This is a genomic window from Citrobacter sp. Cpo089, from assembly GCF_030332695.1.
GTDB lineage: Bacteria > Pseudomonadota > Gammaproteobacteria > Enterobacterales > Enterobacteriaceae > Citrobacter > Citrobacter portucalensis.
Window position 1 is genome coordinate 1 of record NZ_JAOWHJ010000008.1, and the last position, 16,684, is coordinate 16,684.

At 51.6% G+C, this 16,684-nt stretch carries 15 protein-coding genes and 1 tRNA gene; 9 read left to right on the top strand and 7 right to left on the bottom strand.

What is annotated here, in order from left to right; all coding sequences use genetic code 11:
• Positions 1-680: SIR2 family protein (locus OGX92_RS01595; RefSeq protein WP_286586167.1), on the top strand; the 680-nt coding region annotated here is incomplete at its 5' end.
• A gap of 1 nt (position 681) precedes the next feature.
• Positions 682-2,403 (top strand): ATP-binding protein, encoded by a 1,722-nt coding sequence (locus tag OGX92_RS01600; RefSeq protein WP_053887949.1) that lies wholly within the window; start codon positions 682-684, stop codon positions 2,401-2,403.
• A gap of 15 nt (positions 2,404-2,418) precedes the next feature.
• Here the strand turns inward: OGX92_RS01600 and OGX92_RS01605 are convergent, their stop codons facing one another.
• The gene (locus tag OGX92_RS01605) at positions 2,419-3,696 is read right to left on the bottom strand and encodes a tyrosine-type recombinase/integrase (protein WP_286586168.1); all 1,278 of its coding nucleotides are present in this window, start codon (positions 3,694-3,696) and stop codon (positions 2,419-2,421) included.
• 162 nt (positions 3,697-3,858) lie between these two features.
• Positions 3,859-3,943 (bottom strand) — tRNA-Leu (locus tag OGX92_RS01610).
• A gap of 231 nt (positions 3,944-4,174) precedes the next feature.
• On the opposite strand from OGX92_RS01610, the gene ahr reads away from it, so the two are divergent.
• Together ahr and OGX92_RS01620 are read left to right on the top strand one after the other, a co-directional pair.
• Positions 4,175-5,194 (top strand): NADPH-dependent aldehyde reductase Ahr, encoded by a 1,020-nt coding sequence (ahr, locus tag OGX92_RS01615; RefSeq protein ID WP_191235821.1) that lies wholly within the window; start codon positions 4,175-4,177, stop codon positions 5,192-5,194.
• A gap of 147 nt (positions 5,195-5,341) precedes the next feature.
• Entirely contained in the window at positions 5,342-6,844 is a 1,503-nt protein-coding gene (locus OGX92_RS01620) for a helicase HerA-like C-terminal domain-containing protein (protein WP_286586170.1), read from the top strand.
• Between the two features lie 103 nt (positions 6,845-6,947).
• Here OGX92_RS01620 and lptG read toward each other — a convergent pair whose 3' ends face one another.
• The 3 genes from lptG to OGX92_RS01635 form a co-directional block, all read right to left on the bottom strand.
• Positions 6,948-8,030 (bottom strand): LPS export ABC transporter permease LptG, encoded by a 1,083-nt coding sequence (gene lptG, locus OGX92_RS01625; protein ID WP_003025875.1) that lies wholly within the window; start codon positions 8,028-8,030, stop codon positions 6,948-6,950.
• Positions 8,030-9,130 carry an LPS export ABC transporter permease LptF gene (gene lptF, locus OGX92_RS01630; protein ID WP_032942200.1) on the bottom strand — a complete coding sequence of 367 codons (1,101 nt, stop codon included), beginning with the start codon at positions 9,128-9,130 and terminating at the stop codon, positions 8,030-8,032. The genes lptG and lptF overlap by 1 nt, the downstream gene beginning before the upstream one ends.
• 62 nt (positions 9,131-9,192) lie before the next feature.
• The gene (locus OGX92_RS01635) at positions 9,193-9,243 is read right to left on the bottom strand and encodes a hypothetical protein (RefSeq protein ID WP_212723231.1); all 51 of its coding nucleotides are present in this window, start codon (positions 9,241-9,243) and stop codon (positions 9,193-9,195) included.
• Positions 9,244-9,396: 153 nt separating this feature from the next.
• On the opposite strand from OGX92_RS01635, the gene pepA reads away from it, so the two are divergent.
• The 4 genes from pepA (at position 9,397) to OGX92_RS01655 (ending at position 15,049) form a co-directional block, all read left to right on the top strand.
• The gene (pepA, locus tag OGX92_RS01640; protein WP_003025870.1) at positions 9,397-10,908 is read left to right on the top strand and encodes a leucyl aminopeptidase; all 1,512 of its coding nucleotides are present in this window, start codon (positions 9,397-9,399) and stop codon (positions 10,906-10,908) included.
• A gap of 119 nt (positions 10,909-11,027) precedes the next feature.
• Entirely contained in the window at positions 11,028-11,471 is a 444-nt protein-coding gene (gene holC / locus OGX92_RS01645) for a DNA polymerase III subunit chi (RefSeq protein ID WP_003830256.1), read from the top strand.
• Positions 11,471-14,326 carry a valine--tRNA ligase gene (locus OGX92_RS01650; protein ID WP_008786064.1) on the top strand — a complete coding sequence of 952 codons (2,856 nt, stop codon included), beginning with the start codon at positions 11,471-11,473 and terminating at the stop codon, positions 14,324-14,326. Before holC ends, OGX92_RS01650 begins: the two co-directional genes overlap by 1 nt.
• A 219-nt stretch (positions 14,327-14,545) precedes the next feature.
• Positions 14,546-15,049 carry a GNAT family N-acetyltransferase gene (locus OGX92_RS01655; RefSeq protein WP_003830259.1) on the top strand — a complete coding sequence of 168 codons (504 nt, stop codon included), beginning with the start codon at positions 14,546-14,548 and terminating at the stop codon, positions 15,047-15,049.
• A gap of 26 nt (positions 15,050-15,075) precedes the next feature.
• On the opposite strand, the gene OGX92_RS01660 is transcribed toward OGX92_RS01655, so the two are convergent.
• Positions 15,076-15,906 carry a topoisomerase II gene (locus OGX92_RS01660; RefSeq protein WP_286586171.1) on the bottom strand — a complete coding sequence of 277 codons (831 nt, stop codon included), beginning with the start codon at positions 15,904-15,906 and terminating at the stop codon, positions 15,076-15,078.
• A gap of 228 nt (positions 15,907-16,134) precedes the next feature.
• Here OGX92_RS01660 and OGX92_RS01665 point away from each other — a divergent pair, with 228 nt between their 5' ends.
• Positions 16,135-16,611: a DUF898 family protein gene (locus OGX92_RS01665; RefSeq protein ID WP_286586172.1), complete on the top strand. Its 477-nt coding sequence runs from the start codon at positions 16,135-16,137 to the stop codon at positions 16,609-16,611.
• Positions 16,612-16,621: 10 nt separating this feature from the next.
• On the opposite strand, the gene OGX92_RS01670 is transcribed toward OGX92_RS01665, so the two are convergent.
• On the bottom strand, positions 16,622-16,684 hold a 63-nt coding region (locus OGX92_RS01670), incomplete at its 5' end, for an IS1 family transposase (protein WP_071603212.1).

Genomic DNA, 16,684 nt, shown 5'->3' on the forward strand with positions numbered 1-16,684 from the left:
CAGCTGATAGAAACAGAAGCCACTGGAGCACCTCAAAAACACCATCATACACTAAATCAGTAAGTTGGCAGCATCACCGACTTTCCTATACAGGCGTAAGAAGGTTCGATGGTAAATATTTTAATTATGATGTAGTTCATAGAGATGAAAATGAACATGAATTCATAGATGGAGTATTCAACTTATTCAAATTACATGGTTCTGTTAGCTGGATAAGAAAAGACGGACAAATATACGAAAATCAAAACCCATCAGCAACAAATGCCTGTTTGATATATCCAGCGAAAGGTAAATATCAACAAGCTTTTATTCAACCACATCTTGAATTGCTTTCAAGATTTCTTGATTTCCTCAGAAAAAAGAATAGCTGCCTTATTATTTCTGGCTTTGGATTTAATGATGACCATCTTTCAGAACCTATTTATTCAGCAATAAAGTCTAATCCTAGCATGAGATTAATTGTGGTGGATTTTAAATGCGCCACACATATAAACAACAATGGTGAGAATGGGTCTAGTAAATATTGGAGTTTACTTAAAGATCTTTCATTATCGGGGTATGATATTCATTTTTTGAATGCATCATTCAAAGATTTCGTTAATTTAATACCCAATTTAAGAGCATTGACACCTGCAGAACAGTTAGCAAAAGCTATCAAGCAAGTAGGAGGAAACAACTAAAATGAATAGCTCACTTTTACAAAACGGTATTTTAAGAAGTGCGTTGAAAGTTGGAGTTATTTCATCTATTTTTGCCCAAATGGCAAGGGTTAATTTAGTATATGCTGGTGAAGTTAGCGGTGCCTACATTGATGGAAATCGTTATGGGAAAGGAGAAGTCGGTGAGATTTTATTAATTGAAGGACAACAATCTATCGTTTTAGGCAGACTGATTGAGGTCAAATTACCTGAACGCGAAAGAGGAGAAATATCAGTTGAGTCTCAGGGAAATAGAAAAGTTGATGCAATTGGAACTATACAACTTCTTGGCACAATTGATGCCTCGAGTTTTCGTGTCGACTCGGGGATAAAATGTTACCCTCGATTAGGTGATAGAGTATATTCTGCACCGTTGGATTTCATTTCATTAATACCCGAGCTAATAAACAGAAGCTTAAGTGATGATGGTGAAAACCGAATAGGTATAGTATTAGGTAATATATCAGGAGGTTCAACAAGCATTGTTACTGTTGAGCCAGATAAACTATTTGGCCGCCACTGCGCAATACTAGGAGCTACAGGTGGGGGGAAAAGCTGGACAACTGCAAAAATATTAGAAGAATGTGCAAATTATAATAATTCAAAGACTATAATTCTCGATGCCACAAGTGAATATAGATCATTTAACTCTGAGGATTGTTACCATTATCATTTAGGTTCACCTATTAATAAAGCCAATGGTTCTTTAGAATTTAGAATACCCCCAACTGATTTTATGGAATCAGATTTTATCGCTATGTTTGATCCTTCAGGTAAAGTTCAGGGACCAAAACTGAAGGAAGCGATTAAAAGTTTAAGATTAGTTGCGATCGACCCTACTATTGCAACCAATGGTATTCTAAAGAAAATAAAACAACCTAAAACTGATTATCGTCGCTCAATGAATACTGGTAATAATTCAAAACTAGTTGATAATCCTTCTCAACCATTTGATATAACTAAATTAATTCCTCAGATAGTTCAGGAGTGCTGTTTTGATAATGGCGACGACTCATGGGGTAATGCAGCCACGCAAGATTTGAGCTATTGTTCTTCTCTTTTAACCAGAATACAAGCCGTAACATATGCAAGCTCACTGAAAGCGGTTTTTCATGGAGATGAAAACGTCGCAAAACTGGGAGATATATTAGAAGACTTTTTAAGTTCAAATAAAAGAGTTCTTCGTTTATGCCTAAGCGATGTTAGCTATGAATTTTTTGCGAGAGAAATATTAGCCAATGTAATTGGTAGAAAATTATTAACTCTCGCTAGGCTTGAAAAATTCAGAGAAAAGCCACTTCTAGTCATCGTTGACGAGGCTCATAACTTCTTGGGTAAAAGGGTTGGATCAGAAGACCATTCTATTAAGCTTGATGCCTTCGAGATGATTGCAAAGGAAGGAAGAAAATATGGCCTAAATATTTGTCTAACAACTCAAAGGCCTAGAGATATAACCGAGGGTGTTTTAAGTCAAATTGGTACGTTACTAGTACATAGATTAACAAACGATAGAGATCGAGATGTAGTAGAAAGAGCATGTGGTGAAATAGATAAATCAGCAGCTTCATTTTTACCAAGCTTAAAGCAAGGTGAAGTTGCGCTTGTAGGAGTAGATTTCCCCATCCCTATGACAATTCAAATAGCACAGCCGACTTATCCACCAGAGTCCGATTCTCCAGGTTACCGTAACGTTTGGAAAAAATAAAAACAATAGGGCCTTTTAGACCCTATTTTTTAATGGAACATTCAGTTTAGCAAACTCGAATGGCGTAATATGCTTTTCAATGTTAGACATTAAATAATCGGCCCACCACTGCACCATTAAGCGACGCTCATCCAAATGCTCAGAAGTATGAATATACGCAGCGCGGACATTATTTCTTTCAGAATGACTCAACTGGCGCTCAATAGCATCATCGCTCCAGAGCCCCGACTCTCCCAACGCACCACGAGCCATCGTTCTAAAACCATGTCCGCAAACTTCAGTTTTAGTGTCGTATCCCATCGCACGCAGTGCACTGTTTACGGTGTTTTCACTCATAACCTTTGTTGCATCATGATCCCCCGGAAATAGGAGTTCTTTATCACCACTGATCTGTTTGAGCTGTTCTAACAATGCCATAGCCTGCCGGCTGAGAGGAACGATATGCTCCTCTTTCATCTTCATGCCACGGTAAGAATAACGTACGCCTTTAATTTCCTCCCGCTTTGCCGGTATGCGCCATATAGCTTTCTCGAAATTGAACTCATCCCAGCGCGCAAAACGCAACTCACTTGAACGAACAAAGGTCAGCAACGATAGCTCAACTGCAATCCGTGTCATTACACGGCCACGGTATGCCGCAAGACGAGCAAGGAATTCAGGGAAGCGGCTGGAAGGTAATGCCGGGTAATGCCGCGATTTGGTTGTTGATAACGCGCCAGCCATATCACTGGCCGGGTTTGAGTCAATGTAATCGTTCTGTACGGCATAACGCATAATGGCCGTAACGCGTTGTTGCAGGCGCTGCGCAACATCGTGCTTACCCGTGGCATCAACTTTTTTAATCGGAGCTAACAAATGACTGGTTTTGAGCTGGCGAATATCTGACGTGCCAATATGCGGAAAGATATAAAGCTCGAGATAACGGAGAACGCGCGATCGATGGTCTTCGCTCCAGCGCTTGTTACTGGCATGCCATTCACGAGCGATAGTTTCGAAAGTATATGCCCCCGAATTCTCCGCCTGAGCTTCTTTCTGCTCGGCTTTTGGGTCAATGCCCTGCACTAACAGCTTTTTGGCTTCATCGCGCTTTGCCCTAGCCTGAGCGAGAGTCACGGTAGGCCAAACACCAAAAGCGAGGCGATCCTCTTTTTTGTCTGAGGGGCGTCGGTATTTCATGCGCCAGTATTTAGAACCTTTGGCCGAAACCTCAAGATACAAACCGCCGCCATCGGCCATTTTATAGGTTTTGTCTTTTGGCTTTGCGGTCTCGACCTGTCTGGCGTTGAGCTTCATTTGGGGGCACATTTCTAATCGAAGTTAAGATGCCCCCAATTATGCCCCCAATGACATCCGGATTTCAACGGACAGCCTCGGACGATTTAGGACATAAAATCGCTGAAAACGTTGATTTTAAATGGTTTTGTGGACTTTCTCGGATGGTCTTAGAAGTACTAATGGTGCCGAAGGCCGGACTCGAACCGGCACGTATTTCTACGGTTGATTTTGAATCAACTGCGTCTACCGATTTCGCCACTCCGGCACGGAAGGGATGCGGAAAACGTTGTGGATTATACCTGTCATGCGCCACCATGCAAGCGCCAGCGTGTGTCTGGCTCGCTAAGTGTTGAAAATTTCAGCATTACCTTTCGTACCTGCAATCAACATCACGGTTTAGCCCACGCAATAACCGCCTTAATCCCCCCCTTCTGCGAAGCGTCCCGTTTCCCCATGCTCTACACTTCCAGTTCAACACCACACTGAGGGAAACACGATGTCGATGATAAAAAGCTACGCTGCAAAAGCGGCGGGCAGCGAACTCGAACTCTATGAATATGATGCGGGCGAGCTTAAGCCGGAAGATGTAGAAGTCCAGGTCGATTACTGCGGTATCTGCCATTCCGATTTGTCGATGATCGACAACGAATGGGGATTCTCTCAGTATCCGCTGGTTGCCGGGCATGAGGTGATTGGTCGCGTGGCGGCGCTCGGCAGCGCGGCGCAGGATAAGGGCCTGAAAGTTGGTCAGCGCGTCGGCGTTGGCTGGACGGCGCGCAGCTGCGGGCATTGCGACGCCTGTATCAGCGGTAATCAGATCAACTGCCTTGAAGGGTCTGTTCCCACGATACTCAATCGCGGTGGCTTTGCCGAGAAGCTGCGGGCCGACTGGCAGTGGGTGATCCCGTTGCCGGAGAGTATCGATCTTGCGGCCGCTGGCCCATTACTGTGCGGCGGCATCACGGTGTTCAAACCGCTGCTGATGCACCATATCACCGCCACCAGCCGCGTCGGGGTGATCGGCATCGGCGGCCTGGGGCATATCGCCATTAAGCTGTTACACGCGATGGGCTGTGAAGTGACCGCGTTCAGCTCCAATCCGGCGAAAGAGCAGGAAGTGCTGGCAATGGGGGCGAATAAAGTGGTCAACAGCCGCGATCCGGATGCGCTAAAAGCGCTGGCGGGCCAGTTCGATCTCATTATTAACACGGTTAACGTCGATCTCGACTGGCAGCCCTATTTTGAAGCGCTGGCCTACGGCGGTAACTTCCATACCGTCGGTGCGGTGCTGAAGCCGCTGTCGGTTCCGGCGTTCACCTTAATTGCCGGCGATCGCAGCATCTCCGGTTCGGCGACCGGTACGCCGTTCGAACTGCGCAAGCTGATGAAGTTTGCCGGGCGCAGCAAGGTGTCGCCCACCACCGAACTGTACCCGATGTCGCAAATTAACGAAGCTATCCAGCACGTGCGTGACGGCAAAGCCCGCTACCGCGTAGTGCTTAAAGCCGACTTCTGATCGTCTTTGCCGGGTGGCGTAAGCTTCCCGGCTATTCTCCCCGCTATTCCAGACAGGTTAAATTCTCCTCACAATCTCCGCAATTTAGCGGTGAAGAGTACGTCACGGTTGCCTATACTCCAGGCAGGATAAATGGAGGAAATCTCAATGAGCGCACCCCAGCTAATTGCCCGCACGCCGGACACCGAACTGTTTTTACTGCCAGGCATGGCCAACCGTCACGGGCTGATTACCGGCGCGACCGGGACCGGTAAAACCGTCACGCTACAGAAGCTGGCCGAATCGTTGTCCGAGATTGGCGTGCCGGTATTTATGGCCGATGTGAAAGGTGACTTAACCGGTGTAGCCGAGGAAGGACAAGCCTCTGAAAAGCTGCTCACCCGCCTGAAAAACATCGGCATTACCGACTGGCAACCGCATGCTAATCCGGTCACCGTGTGGGATATCTTCGGCGAAAAAGGTCATCCCGTGCGGGCTACTGTATCTGACCTCGGACCGCTGCTGCTGGCCCGTCTGCTGAACCTCAACGACGTGCAGTCCGGTGTGCTGGATATTATCTTCCGTATTGCCGATGACCAGGGATTGCTGCTGCTCGATTTCAAAGACCTGCGGGCTATCACCCAGTACATTGGCGATAACGCTAAATCCTTCCAGAATCAGTACGGCAATATCAGTAGCGCCTCGGTCGGGGCTATCCAGCGCGGGCTGCTGTCGCTGGATCAACAGGGCGCGGCACACTTCTTTGGCGAACCGATGCTGGACATCAAAGACTGGATGCGTACCGACGCCAGCGGCAAAGGGATGATCAACATCCTCAGCGCCGAGAAGCTCTACCAGATGCCCAAACTGTACGCTGCCAGCCTGCTGTGGATGCTCTCCGAACTGTACGAACAATTGCCGGAAGCGGGCGATCTGGAGAAGCCAAAACTGGTGTTCTTCTTCGATGAAGCGCACCTGCTGTTCAACGATGCCCCGCAGGTGCTGCTGGATAAAATCGAGCAGGTGATCCGCCTGATCCGCTCGAAAGGGGTCGGCGTGTGGTTCGTCTCGCAAAACCCGTCGGATATTCCGGACAACGTGCTTGGTCAGTTGGGGAACCGCGTGCAGCACGCCCTGCGCGCGTTCACGCCGAAAGACCAGAAAGCGGTGAAAAGCGCGGCGCAAACCATGCGCGCCAACCCGGCATTTGATACCGAAAAAGCCATTCAGGAGCTGGGAACTGGTGAGGCGCTGGTGTCGTTTCTGGACGCCAAAGGCAGCCCGTCGGTGGTTGAACGGGCGATGGTGATTGCGCCATACTCACGGATGGGACCGGTGACGGACGACGAGCGCAACGGGCTGATTAATCACTCTTCTCTGTACGGTAAATATGAAGAAGAGATCGACCGCGAGTCCGCCTATGAACGTTTGCAGCAAGGCGTGCAGGCCAGTACCGAGCAGCAAAATACACCTCCTGCCAACGGTAAAGCTGTCGATGTGGATGGCGGTATTCTCGGTGGGTTGAAGGATATTCTGTTTGGCAGCACCGGACCGCGCGGCGGTAAACGCGATGGCGTAGTGCAGAGCGTGGCGAAAAGCGCGGCGCGACAGGTTACCAATCAGATAATTCGCGGCATGTTGGGGAGTTTGATGGGCGGGAGAAAACGCTAGCCCCGTGTTACGTTGCCGGATGGCGGCGGAAACGCCTTATCCGGCCTACGGGTCCGGAGTAGGCCTGAAAAGCACAATGCCATCAGGCCTACGATTACTGTGATTACGACTTACGTAGCATCAGCCACAGGCTTATCAGGAAGAAGCTGGCGCTTGGCAGCAGCGCACCGATAATCGGCGGAATGCCGTACACCAGCGTCAGCGGGCCAAAGATTTGGTCCAGCACATAGAACACAAAGCCAAAGCTAATCCCTGTCACCACGCGCACGCCCATCGGGACGCTACGCAGCGGACCAAAGATAAATGACAGCGCCATCAGCATCATGACCGCTACAGACAGCGGCTGGAAGACCTTGCTCCACATATTGAGCTGGTAGCGTCCGGCATCCTGGCCGCTCGACTTCAGGTACTTCACGTAGTTATGCAGACCGCTAATCGACAGCGCGTCAGGATCCAACGCCACAACGCCGAGCTTGTCGGGTGTCAGGTTGGTTTTCCAGGTGCCGCTCACCGTTTGCGAGCCGGTGATTTGCTTCGGATCGGTCAGGTTGGATTCATCCACCTGCGACAAACGCCAGACCTTCTGCTCCGGGTCAAATGTCGCGCTTGCGGCATAGCGAACGGACTGCAGACGGCGCTTGTCGTTAAACGAGTAGATGCTAATCCCGCCCAGCTCGGCCTCGCCTTTCACTCGCTCGATGTAGACAAAGCTGTCACCGTCTTTCGCCCACAAACCCTGCTGAGTAGAAAGCAGCGAGCCGCCGTACATCTGCTGCGCACGGTAGTTACGCGCCATCTGTTCGCCTTGTGGCGCGACCCATTCGCCGATAGCCATCGTGAGCAGCACCAGCGGAATCGCGGTTTTCATCACCGACAACGCCACCTGCATACGGGTAAAGCCAGAAGCCTGCATCACCACCAGTTCACTACGCTGGGCCAGCATGCCCAACCCCAGCAATGCCCCCAGCAGCGCCGCCATCGGGAAGAAGATCTGGATATCTTTCGGCGCACTGAGCAGGGTATACAGCCCGGCGCCCATCGCATCGTAGCTCCCCTGCCCGGCTTTTTTCAGCTGGTCGACAAACTTGATGATCCCGGAGAGCGACACCAGCATGAACAGCGTCATCATGATGGTGGTGAAAATGGTTTTACCGATATAGCGGTCAAGTACACCAAAAGGCTGCATTATACCGCTCCTTTACGCATAAAACGGGCACGCAATCGGCGCATCGGCACCGTATCCCAGAGGTTAAGCACAATCGCCAACGCCAGATACGCCAGGTTAACCGTCCACATCCAGAACACCGGATCCAGCTTACCTTTACCGCCGTTCGACTTCAGCGACGTCTGAACCAGGAAGAACAGCAAATAGAGCAGCATTGCTGGCAGCATCGACAGCACGCGACCTTGACGCGGGTTCACCACGCTCAGCGGTACGACCATCAGTGCCATCATAAATACGGTGAATACTAACGTGATACGCCAGGTCAGCTCCGCGCGGGCACGATCGGTGTCGGTCGTCCACAGCGTACGCATGTTCATCTGGTCGGTATCGTTTGGATCCAGTGCCACGGCCTGATGACCGATAATCGCCTGATAATCCTGGAAGTCGGTAATGCGGAAATCGCGCAGCAGCGCGGTACCTTCAAAGCGCGTGCCCTGGTTCAGCGTCACAACCTGAGAGCCATCGCGCATCTGGGTAAGATGTCCGGAATCGGCTACGACGACCGAAGGACGAGCGTTGCCTTTCGGGCGGATTTGCGCGAGGAACACGTCTTTGAAGTTGCTGCCGTCAACGCTTTCGATAAACAGCACCGAACTGCCGTTGGTCGCCTGCTGGAATTGCCCCTGAGCAAGCGCCGCCATACCGGGGTTCGCTTTCGCCTCCGCCAGGACTTCGTCCTGATGTCTGGAGGACCACGGCCCGGCCCACATCACGTTGACCGCCGCAATAATACTGGTAAACAGCGCCAGCACCATCGCAGCTTTCACCAGCACTGCCTTGCTCAGCCCGCAGGCGTGCATGACCGTAATTTCGCTTTCGGTATACAGTTTGCCCAGCGTCATCAACAGCCCGAGGAACAGGCTTAAGGGCAAGATAAGTTGCGCCATTTCTGGCACGCCCAGCCCCAGCAGCGAGAGCACCAGATTTGCCGGGATATCACCGTCAACCGCCGCACCAAGGATCCTGACCAACTTTTGACAAAAGAAGATCAAAAGCAGGATGAATAGGATCGCAAGTTGGCTTTTGAGCGTTTCCCGAACCAGATATCTTATGATTATCACTTTAAATACGCCCGTAAAAACCCGTCTTTTGCCGGAATTTAGCTTGTTTCATGGCTTAAACGTCATTTATTCTCTTGAGTCGTCGAAATCGTCGCTAAGATCATTATACTCAACGGATCCACCTCTCAGAAATTGTTCTGACGTGCCAATGCCGTAATAACGTTAAGATTAACACGAAGTCACCGCAACAGCGGGTATGAGTTACGAAAGCTTGCAATTCTATCCGTAGCCACCGCCGTTGTCTTTAAGATTCAGGAGCGTAGTGCATGGAGTTCAGTGTAAAAAGCGGTAGCCCGGAGAAACAGCGGAGTGCGTGCATCGTCGTGGGTGTCTTTGAACCACGCCGCCTCTCTCCGATTGCAGAGCAGCTCGACAAGATCAGCGACGGGTACATCAGCGCACTGCTGCGTCGCGGCGAACTGGAAGGCAAACCGGGTCAAACCCTGTTGCTGCACCATGTTCCTAACGTTCTGTCTGAGCGAATTCTCCTCATTGGATGTGGCAAAGAGCGCGAACTTGATGAGCGCCAGTACAAGCAGGTCATTCAGAAAACCATCAATACGCTGAATGATACTGGCTCAATGGAAGCCGTCTGCTTTCTGACTGAGCTGCACGTCAAAGGGCGCAATAACTACTGGAAAGTGCGCCAGGCCGTTGAGACGGCACAGGAAACGCTGTACAGCTTTGATCAACTGAAGACCAACAAAAGCGAGCCACGTCGCCCGCTGCGTAAAATGGTCTTCAATGTGCCGACCCGCCGCGAGCTGACCAGCGGTGAGCGTGCGATCCAACACGGTCTGGCGATCGCCGCCGGCATTAAAGCGGCAAAAGATCTTGGCAACATGCCGCCGAACATCTGTAACGCCGCCTACCTGGCCTCTCAGGCGCGCCAGCTGGCAGACAGCTACAGCAAAAATGTTGTGACCCGTGTGATCGGCGAGCAACAAATGAAAGAGCTGGGCATGCACTCCTATCTGGCCGTCGGTCACGGCTCGCAGAACGAGTCGCTGATGTCGGTCATCGAGTACAAAGGCAATCCGTCCGAAGACGCGCGTCCGATCGTGCTGGTCGGTAAAGGGTTAACCTTTGACTCCGGCGGTATCTCCATCAAACCAGCCGAAGGCATGGATGAGATGAAATACGACATGTGCGGCGCGGCAGCGGTATACGGCGTGATGCGCATGGTGGCCGAGCTTCAGCTCCCCATCAACGTTGTCGGCGTGCTGGCGGGCTGTGAAAACATGCCGGGTGGCCGCGCGTATCGCCCAGGCGACGTGCTGACCACCATGTCTGGACAGACCGTTGAAGTGCTTAATACGGATGCCGAAGGCCGTCTGGTGCTGTGCGACGTGTTAACCTACGTCGAGCGCTTTGAGCCAGAAGCAGTGATTGACGTCGCGACCCTGACCGGCGCGTGCGTGATTGCGCTGGGCCATCACATCACCGGCCTGATGTCGAACCACAACCCGCTGGCGCATGAGCTGATCGGTGCGTCCGAGCAGGCCGGTGACCGCGCGTGGCGTTTGCCGTTGGGTGATGAATACCAGGAGCAGTTAGAGTCCAACTTTGCGGATATGGCGAACATCGGCGGACGTCCTGGCGGTGCCATTACCGCGGGCTGCTTCCTGTCACGCTTTACCCGTAAGTACAACTGGGCTCACCTGGATATCGCCGGTACCGCATGGCGTTCAGGGAAAGCCAAAGGCGCAACCGGTCGTCCGGTCGCGTTGCTGTCGCAGTTCCTGCTCAATCGTGCCGGTTTTAACGGCGAAGAGTGATGTAAAACGCCGGGTGGCGGCTTCGACTTACCCGGCCGACTACATCACTCAACCGTAGGCCGGGTAAGCATAGCGCCACCCGGCTTTGCATTTAAATCCACAACAAGAAGCCCCATATCATGAGAAACGCAACGTTCTATATTCTGGACAATGACAACACCGTCGATGGCTTAAGCGCCGTTGAACAACTGGTGTGTGAAATTGCCGCAGAACGTTGGCGTGCTGGCAAGCGCGTGCTGATCGCCTGTGAAAACGAAAAGCAGGCTCTTCGACTGGATGAAGCTCTGTGGGCGAGACCGGCAGAAAGTTTTGTTCCGCATAATCTGGCGGGAGAAGGCCCCAGAGGCGGCGCGCCGGTAGAGATTGCCTGGCCGGAGAAACGCAATAGCAGCCCGCGCGACCTGCTCATCAGTTTGCGCGTTGGCTTTGCAGATTTTGCCACCGCTTTCACAGAAGTGATAGACTTCGTTCCTTACGAAGATTCTTTGAAACAATCGGCACGCGATCGCTACAAAGCTTACCGCGTGGCTGGTTTTAACCTGAATACGGCAACCTGGAAATAATGGAAAAGACATACAACCCACAAGATATCGAACAGCCGCTTTACGAGCACTGGGAAAAGCAGGGCTATTTCAAACCTAACGGCGATGAAAGCAAAGAGTCCTTCTGCATCATGATCCCGCCGCCGAACGTCACCGGCAGTTTGCATATGGGTCATGCTTTCCAGCAAACCATCATGGATACCATGATTCGCTACCAGCGCATGCAGGGTAAAAACACCCTGTGGCAGGCCGGTACCGACCACGCGGGTATCGCTACCCAGATGGTGGTTGAGCGTAAGATTGCCGCTGAAGAAGGTAAAACCCGTCACGACTACGGTCGCGAAGCGTTTATCGACAAAATCTGGCAGTGGAAAGCGGAATCCGGCGGCACCATTACCCGTCAGATGCGCCGTCTCGGCAACTCCGTTGACTGGGAGCGCGAGCGCTTCACTATGGACGAAGGTCTTTCCAATGCCGTGAAAGAAGTCTTTGTTCGCCTGTACAAAGAAGATCTGATCTACCGTGGCAAGCGTCTGGTCAACTGGGACCCGAAACTGCGCACCGCTATTTCTGATCTGGAAGTGGAAAACCGCGAGTCTAAAGGCTCCATGTGGCACATCCGCTATCCGCTGGCTGACGGCGCAAAAACCGCAGACGGTAAAGATTACCTGGTCGTCGCCACCACCCGTCCGGAAACCGTACTGGGTGATACCGGCGTGGCTGTGAACCCGGAAGATCCGCGCTATAAAGATCTGATTGGCAAATTCGTTGTTCTGCCGCTGGTTAACCGCCGCATTCCGATCGTCGGTGATGAACACGCCGACATGGAAAAAGGCACCGGCTGCGTGAAGATCACCCCGGCACACGACTTTAACGACTACGAAGTCGGGAAACGTCACGGCCTGCCGATGATCAACATTCTGACCTTTGACGGTGACATCCGTGAAACCGCGGAAGTGTACGACACCAAAGGCGAAGAGTCCGACGTTTACTCCAATGAAATCCCGGCTGAGTTCCAGAAGCTGGAACGTTTTGCTGCGCGTAAAGCGGTGGTTGCCGCCGTTGATGCGCTGGGCCTGCTGGAAGAAATTAAACCGCACGACCTGACCGTACCTTACGGCGACCGTGGCGGCGTGGTTATCGAACCGATGCTGACCGACCAGTGGTACGTCCGTGCCGACGTGCTGGCAAAACCGGCGGTTGAAGCGGTTGAGAACGGCGACATCCAGTTCGTACCGAAGCAGTACGAAAACATGTACTTCTCCTGGATGCGTGATATTCAGGACTGGTGTATTTCCCGTCAGCTGTGGTGGGGTCACCGTATCCCGGCATGGTATGACAACGACGGCAATGTCTACGTTGGCCGTACCGAAGACGAAGTGCGTCAGGAAAACAACCTCGGCGCCGACGTTGCGCTGCGTCAGGACGAAGACGTTCTCGATACCTGGTTCTCTTCTGCACTGTGGACCTTCTCTACGCTGGGCTGGCCGGAAAATACCGACGCACTGCGTCAGTTCCACCCAACCAGCGTGATGGTTTCCGGCTTCGACATTATCTTCTTCTGGATTGCCCGCATGATCATGATGACCATGCACTTCATCAAAGATGAAAACGGCAAGCCGCAGGTTCCGTTCAAGACCGTCTACATGACCGGTCTTATCCGTGACGACGAAGGCCAGAAGATGTCCAAATCCAAGGGCAACGTGATTGACCCGCTGGATATGGTCGACGGTATCTCTCTGGCAGAACTGCTGGAAAAACGTACCGGCAACATGATGCAGCCGCAGCTGGCTGAGAAAATTGCCAAGCGTACCGAGAAGCAGTTCCCGGACGGCATCGAGCCGCACGGCACCGACGCCTTGCGTTTCACCCTGGCAGCGCTGGCCTCTACTGGGCGCGATATCAACTGGGACATGAAGCGTCTGGAAGGTTACCGTAACTTCTGTAACAAGCTGTGGAACGCCAGCCGCTTCGTGCTGATGAACACCGAAGATCAGGATTGCGGCTTCAACGGCGGCGAAATGACCCTGTCGCTGGCGGATCGCTGGATCCTCGCTGAATTCAACCAGACCATCAAAGCGTACCGCGAAGCGCTGGATAACTTCCGCTTCGACATCGCCGCGGGCATTCTGTACGAGTTCACCTGGAACCAGTTCTGCGACTGGTATCTGGAGCTGACCAAGCCGGTCATGAACGGCGGTTCCGAGTCTGAACTGCGCGGCACCCGCAATACGCTGGTTACCGTGCTGGAAGGTCTGCTGCGCCTGGCGCACCCAATCATTCCGTTCATCACCGAGACCATCTGGCAGCGCGTGAAAGTGATTTGTGGCAACACTGCAGATACCATCATGCTGCAGCCGTTCCCGGAATATAACGCCGCACAGGTTGATGAAGCCGCGCTGGCCGATACCGAATGGCTGAAGCAGGCGATCGTCGCCGTACGTAACATCCGTGCGGAAATGAACATCGCCCCGGGCAAACCGCTGGAGCTGCTGCTGCGTGGTTGCAGCGCTGATGCGATGCGTCGTGTGAACGACAACCGCAGCTTCCTGCTGAACCTGGCACGTCTGGAAAGCATTACCGTGCTGCCAGCCGATGACAAAGGCCCGGTCTCCGTGACCAAAATCATCGACGGCGCCGAGCTGCTGATCCCGATGGCTGGCCTCATCAACAAAGAAGATGAGCTGGCGCGTCTGGCAAAAGAAGTAGCGAAAATCGAAGGTGAGATTGCCCGTATCGAAGGCAAACTTTCCAACGAAGGTTTCGTTGCCCGCGCACCGGAAGCAGTTATCGCCAAAGAGCGTGAGAAGCTGGACGGTTACGCAGAAGCCAAAGCGAAGCTGATTGAACAGCAGGCGGTCATCGCCGCGCTGTAATATCATCGTGCCTGTACGTTTGCCGGATGGCGCTGCGCTTATCCGGCAAACGGGCACCGTCATCGTAGGTCGGATAAGCGTAGCGCATCCGACACCACAGACGATAAAGCCTCTGACGCATATGCTCAGAGGCTTTTTATTGAATTATCCTCGCTTGCGCTTCCCCTCACCGCAGTGGTATTAACTGCATATGTCTCACTTTTATGTCATGAGTTCGCTATGAGTGCCATTACCTCCGTCGCGGCAACGCTGCGCCGAATTTCTGCCGATGATAACGCCGCCATTGCCCGTGTTATCCGCAAAGTTTCCGCTGAATACGGGCTCACCGCCGATAAGGGCTATACCGTTGCCGACCCTAATCTGGACGAACTGTTCCAGGTTTACAGCCAGCCGGGCGCGGCCTACTGGGTGGTTGAGCAAAATGGTGAAGTCGTGGGCGGCGGCGGCGTTGCGCCGTTAGGATGTAGTGAACCAGGCATTTGCGAGCTGCAAAAGATGTACTTCCTGTCGAGCGCGCGCGGTCAGGGGCTGGCGAAAAAGCTGGCATTGATGGCGCTCGAACATGCCCGCGAGCAGGGTTTTAAACAGTGCTATTTGGAGACCACAGCGTTTCTGACTGAGGCAATCCGCCTGTATGAGCATTTAGGCTTTGAGCATATCAGCGAAGCGCTGGGCTGTACCGGGCACGTGGATTGTGAAGTGCGGATGTTAAAGCCCCTCTGACCTTACGCCGAGAGGCTTTAGCCACGTTACTGCATCTCGGCTGAGAGCATCAGTCGAATAACGCCAGCCGCGCGGGCGGTTGGCAGCTTCAGCACCTGTGACCAGAGATCCTGCACTATCTCACAGGCAATTTTCTCTTTGCCGATCGCTTTAGTCGGTTCGGCTATGATCTGAATATCCGGCCCATAGCGCTGTACTAACCCAGGGCTTATTGCTTGCAGATCCTGCAACGCCAGCTGTTTCTCTTCTGCCGTGACCGTATGTTTGTTCGGACCATAGGCAGCACGCATCATACTCATATCACTCGCCATACGACGGTTCATGATCTCACGCGGAACCAGACGTGCCGGGTTAATCCCCCCTTTCACTGCCGGAAACAGAAAGCGGAAGCATTCGTCATCACCTATTTTGGCCACAGCAGCGATCTGCTCAAGGTTAATCTTCATATATTCAATGACATTGGCATCTGGCGCCTGCTGCAATCTTGCCATTTGCAACTGAAGAATTTGTGGTTGTATCGCGTCGATAACCTGCTGTTCGCTACTCCCTGCTTTCTTCATCTGCGCTGCCTGGCTGATAATTTTTTGTGTCAGCTCAGGTTCCTGCTCCTTAATCACCTGAAACGCCGGATTGGAGAGCATCGCCTTTTCAAACTGCTGCTCTTCGGTCAGACCATAATCCGGGCTTTCGCGTGGGATCAGGTAGTGCACATCAAACAGATTCCACGCGATAATCGCCAGCACAAAAACCACCGCGCCGGAGATCTTGCCCAGCCAGCCTTTTTTGCGAAACATGCCGACGACGATAGCAATCACCGCCCCGATATAACCTGCCAACAAAACGTGTGCCCAGTTCATTATTATCCTTTAAATCATCCGGAAGTAGCCAACATGGCAAACCAATACATCATAAAAATAATACACAATAAAAAACATACAAAATTAATACCATTCTCTATTTATAAATTCAAGCGCGTTCGTTATTCTTAAAAAATCATCATTTAGTTATTCCAATCACAAAGCCCTGTATTATTAACAACGTTCTGCAGCAAACTGAAACTCACATCAATACAAGGATGTTTACTGATGCCTATCGCGAGTAAAACTCAGGAATCACACTCATTAATATTTCATGGAAAAGGTTCATCCTTTTTTATTATTTGTCTGGTGAATGTTATTTTATCAGTGATAACATGCGGCATCTTTCTGCCATGGGCAATCGTCCGTTGCCGCCGCTATATTTTTGAAAATATGGAGCTGCGTGGTGCCCGATTTGGTTACCATGCGAAAGGCAGAGATATATTTATAAGTTGGATTGCCATAACAGTCATAATGGTTCTTCTCAGTTTTATCGAATTCGCATTGACTCACTCTGAGACTATTGTCTTTGTACCTTGGATACTTATCCTGACGCTTCCCTTCATGATGGTGAAAAGTCTGGGCTATCACGCAGCAATGACCTCTTTGAACAATGTGCGCTTTGGCTTTCAGTGCTCCATGCTACGTGCATGGTGGATTTTAATTGGCATGCCTGTTCTGGTCTTAGTATTGATGTCTAGGTAATGACTCCAACTTATTGATAGTGTTTTATGTTCAGATAATGCCCGATGACTTTGTCATGCAGCTCCACCGATTT

What these genes read in the sequence shown, in the direction of transcription:
- OGX92_RS01600 (WP_053887949.1), top strand. Translation starts at nt 682, where the DNA reads ATGAATAGCTCACTTTTACAAAACGGTATTTTAAGAAGTGCGTTGAAA.
- OGX92_RS01605 (WP_286586168.1), bottom strand. Translation starts at nt 3,696, where the DNA reads ATGAAGCTCAACGCCAGACAGGTCGAGACCGCAAAGCCAAAAGACAAA.
- ahr (WP_191235821.1), top strand. Translation starts at nt 4,175, where the DNA reads ATGTCGATGATAAAAAGCTACGCTGCAAAAGCGGCGGGCAGCGAACTC.
- OGX92_RS01620 (WP_286586170.1), top strand. Translation starts at nt 5,342, where the DNA reads ATGAGCGCACCCCAGCTAATTGCCCGCACGCCGGACACCGAACTGTTT.
- lptG (WP_003025875.1), bottom strand. Translation starts at nt 8,030, where the DNA reads ATGCAGCCTTTTGGTGTACTTGACCGCTATATCGGTAAAACCATTTTC.
- pepA (WP_003025870.1), top strand. Translation starts at nt 9,397, where the DNA reads ATGGAGTTCAGTGTAAAAAGCGGTAGCCCGGAGAAACAGCGGAGTGCG.
- holC (WP_003830256.1), top strand. Translation starts at nt 11,028, where the DNA reads ATGAGAAACGCAACGTTCTATATTCTGGACAATGACAACACCGTCGAT.
- OGX92_RS01650 (WP_008786064.1), top strand. Translation starts at nt 11,471, where the DNA reads ATGGAAAAGACATACAACCCACAAGATATCGAACAGCCGCTTTACGAG.
- OGX92_RS01655 (WP_003830259.1), top strand. Translation starts at nt 14,546, where the DNA reads ATGAGTGCCATTACCTCCGTCGCGGCAACGCTGCGCCGAATTTCTGCC.
- OGX92_RS01660 (WP_286586171.1), bottom strand. Translation starts at nt 15,906, where the DNA reads ATGAACTGGGCACACGTTTTGTTGGCAGGTTATATCGGGGCGGTGATT.
- OGX92_RS01665 (WP_286586172.1), top strand. Translation starts at nt 16,135, where the DNA reads ATGCCTATCGCGAGTAAAACTCAGGAATCACACTCATTAATATTTCAT.